A 2,366-nucleotide genomic window follows, 5' to 3' on the forward strand; every position below is an offset into this window, starting at 1 on the left:
CCAATTTCACATGAAGCTGACGTGATTGAGCTTTGGAATTTTACTTCTACGCTACCATTAACGGCTGCTTGAGAAGCCACTGAGGTGAATGTCATTGCTGAAGCTAATGCTGAAAGTGCGATAAATTTAATTTTGCTGTTCATACTAATAACTACTCTTATGTTTTTTTAGAATTTGTATCGATAAGGTCAGAAGGCCGCTTAGCTTTTTTTTTGCTCAGAAAACCTGTCATTCTGTTCACAACTAGAATGGCTTCTTTTCCATACCCTTAGTGTTAAATTATGTGGCAACACATGGACTAACATCACATTTAGCGCTGCAACGCGATAAATAGTAATTTTTAATGATTGAATTATCACAACACAGAGCGCGGGATTTTCCCCCACCCCTAACACTATGTAAAACTAAGTTTACAAAATTAACTCATTTACACTAAAAGCACATGTTTTACAGAAAAACACACAAGCATAAGTAACTACTAAAAAATAAAAAAACAAGCTAATTGTCTGATATTAAGATGCATTTTTCAAAAAATCAGCTTAAAAAACTAGCAAAAAACACTTTTGATTATCTATGTAAAAACCATGAATAAAACAAAACATTAAAGAAAATTTAGTATTTAAGTTTATTTTTATCATTTATTTGAACTACTTTTTTGATAAGAAGGAAAAATTCAAACGACAATAAATCACAATTAAAAATACAAATTAATAAATATATTCACATAAAGAATCAATAATAAAATGCATTCGTTAATATCAAAAACATCGACTTGGGTCCAATCAAGGTAATGATCTCACTCCAAGTGTCGAGTACATTATATATTCATAGCTTTTCTCAACTATCGCGTGGGCTACTACAAATACATCATGGACTCTCGTAGGTTCTGTGAAAACTTTGAATGTCTAGATTAATATTCACCCAGTTTTCATTCAACGCGGGGGAGTCAAATTTACGCACAATCCTCAGATACAACCTTCGGCGTAAATAACATCAGTATCCGGAATGAACGAAACCTACATAAAAATCAAAGGTGAGAGCTGGTACTACTATTAAACGGTCAATTGGTTTGTCATGTCATTGCTTCTTTTCTAAACCACAATCGTAATTCATCGGCCACAAATGCCTTTGTAAATAAGGCGATGATTCAGAGTGGCTTGCATGATACAGAGGTGACTGATGATATTCATTCCACACTAGAAGCGATGCATGAGGCAGAAAACCAAGCGAGTTTTATCCTGAAAATTGGTCGATGCGGCAACGACTTCACTTCATGGAGGAGAATTGTCGAAGGTCTTAAGGTTCAGTTTCAAATAAGGCAAACTCAAACGGATTATCAACCACTTTCAGTGGCTTTAAATCAATGAAAACGGCCTACACCACAATTAAAGGATTCGAAGAAATGCATATGTTCAGGAAAGATCAATTTAAAAGATGGCAATATGGACAAGCTTTGGAAGGAAAGAGCAATCTTATTACTCATTGCCCTCCTCAATGTTTAGAAAGGCAGAATCATTACGCAAATTATATTGACATCCTACCCTTGAAATTTAGTTAGGATAGGATGCCAATTAAGATTTAAAAGTTACTTACTATGGTATTTTACTATAGCCATTATAGGAATGAGTCCACTTTCCATTAGCGTTATGACCAATTTGCCAATGGCATCTAGTTTCATCAGCTGGTAGGGAGAAATAATTTGATACCACACCATGAGAATCCCTAAATCTTTCAACTAACTGTTTACCTGCTTGATTAGTTTCTTGATAATCAATTTCTTTCCTATTCGTATCTGATGGAATCCTTTTCCACCCCTTATGAGGTTCGTATATATATCCAGTTTTTCCAGAAGAGTTCGATACTCTTGTCCAAAGCCTTGTACGTACAGAGAATGGGAAACCGTCTGCTATACACTCAACCTCAACCGTCATTGGCACAACGCGGAGCTCGTCATCATCCTTAATGGTAACCGTTGCTGAGGAGGATGAACCTACGACGTACCCGTTTCCATCTTGCAAAGTAACTACTACCGTCTCACTATTTTCCTCTACAGAATCGTCTCTGACAGTGACTAGAATATCCAATGTTTGCCTTCCTGCACGGAAGTTATGGGTTTGCCGAATAGTTGTATAATCAGTACCATTTCTTGCAGTGCCTGATATAGCTATATTCATTGTTGTATCTTGAGCGAATGCCTCTGATACAGTAATCCTAAACCTTCCGCTATCGTTAGGTTCACTGGCCGAAGAGTCTGAAGCCACAATGGTGAGTTCTGGGTCATTTACCTTATATATTGTTAGCTCATCCGTTGCAGTCTCAGCTTCCATTGCAGTGCCAGCTTTACCCTGGCCTGTCACCACCACTGT

The 2,366-nt window shown here is 36.9% G+C and carries 2 protein-coding genes; one reads left to right on the forward strand and one right to left on the reverse strand.

Annotation, left to right across the window (positions count from 1 at the left end; genetic code table 11):
- Window positions 1-1,142: 1,142 nt before the first annotated feature.
- Window positions 1,143-1,367: a hypothetical protein gene (locus tag KO511_RS14020; protein WP_215988037.1), complete on the forward strand. Its 225-nt coding sequence runs from the start codon at window positions 1,143-1,145 to the stop codon at window positions 1,365-1,367.
- A 225-nt stretch (window positions 1,368-1,592) separates the two neighbouring features.
- Here KO511_RS14020 and KO511_RS14025 read toward each other — a convergent pair.
- Window positions 1,593-2,366 (reverse strand): Calx-beta domain-containing protein (locus KO511_RS14025; RefSeq protein ID WP_289847794.1); only part of this gene is annotated, 774 nt, incomplete at its 5' end.

Origin of the sequence: Vibrio hepatarius, from assembly GCF_018860525.1 — a bacterium.
GTDB classification, from domain to species: Bacteria; Pseudomonadota; Gammaproteobacteria; order Enterobacterales; family Vibrionaceae; genus Vibrio; species Vibrio hepatarius_B.